Annotated in this window: 1 protein-coding gene and 1 tRNA gene; one reads left to right on the plus strand and one right to left on the minus strand. The window is 65.5% G+C overall.

The genetic code is table 11. From position 1 onward, the window contains the following. Positions 1 to 648: 648 nt before the first annotated feature. Positions 649 to 731 (minus strand) — tRNA-Leu (locus tag E1264_RS42675). A 129-nt stretch (positions 732 to 860) separates the two neighbouring features. Here E1264_RS42675 and E1264_RS42680 point away from each other — a divergent pair. Next, positions 861 to 1,283 (plus strand): DUF3662 domain-containing protein (locus E1264_RS42680; RefSeq protein WP_132183278.1); only part of this gene is annotated, 423 nt, incomplete at its 3' end.

The following is a 1,283-nucleotide window of genomic DNA, read 5'->3' on the forward strand; positions in this document are numbered from 1 at the left end:
TCCGACGCCTCCAGCGCTACATCGCACGAGAGGTCTATCGCGACATCACACTCGCCCTGTCACCTCCGGCCTCGTCCAACCCTCCGCCGGGCACCGCCACAACCGCTTGACATAGAGGCATCAACGCCGTCATCGAGTCATTCTGGGGTCGGATGCAGACCGAGCTGCTCAACCGGCAACGTTGGCGCACCGTCGAAGGCATGAACGGCTACGCCAAAGGCCGACGCCCACGAAGGCATCGAACACGGCGGCAACCGCCGCATTCTTGGCATCGCCGCCCAAACCCTCCTGCTGGCCTTTCAGCTGGCCCACGTCAACGAGCGCAAGATCAACGCCTGGCTCGCCACTCTTCCCAGGCCCGACGGCAGGCCCCACCGCCGTGCTCGACACAAGACACCCAAACCGCGTGGCACCTGGACACCTATCGGGCATACCACGCCGCCCGCAGCCTGAGCCAGCAGCGGCTACAACGTAGCCACACCACCGCAAACCAGACCCATGGGCCGAGTAACTCTCCTGCGCGCGCGTCCCTTGGGTCGCTGCAGTCACAGGTGACTGGCCTCCGTAACGACGAAGACCCCGGAGCTTGGTGCTCCAGGGTTTGTTTCGTCACTGCGGGGGCAACGACTCTCGTCGGTACCCCTTCGGTGGGCGAGGAGGGATTTGAACCCTCACATCCTTTCGGACACACGGACCTGAACCGTGCGCGTCTGCCGTTCCGCCACCCGCCCAAGGGTGTGGACCCGGTTTCCGGGTGCCTGAAAAGGCTAGCACGCGGCCGGCAGTGGTTAGGTATCCAGATACGGCAGGCGAACCTTCACACCGATACGATCGTCTACCAGTGGGGAAGGGAGGTGCCCGTGGGCGTCATTCAGCGCTTCGAGCGACGGCTCGAGGGCATGGTCGAAGGGGCCTTCGCCCGTGCCTTCAAGTCTGAGCTGCAGCCGGTCGAGGTGGCCAGTGCTGTGCAGCGCGAGATGGACGATCGGGCGGCGATCGTGGCGCAGGGCCGAACGCTCGTTCCGAACGACTTCGTCGTCGAGATTTCTCAGCAGGACGGGCAGCGGCTCCAGGTGTACGCCGACAGCCTGAGCCAGGAGCTGGCCAACCTCGCGCGCGAGTACGCGAAGGAGCAGGGGTACTCCTTCGTGGGGCCGGTGCGCGTGCGGTTCGAGAACACGGGGAATCTCGCCACGGGTATGTTCCGCATCCAGTCCGGGGTGATCCGAGGGTCGACGGTCGAGGGCGGTGAGATCCGCCAGCCGGTGAGCGACGTCCCGCAG

Source organism: Actinomadura sp. KC216 (assembly GCF_004348535.1).
GTDB lineage: Bacteria > Actinomycetota > Actinomycetes > Streptosporangiales > Streptosporangiaceae > Spirillospora.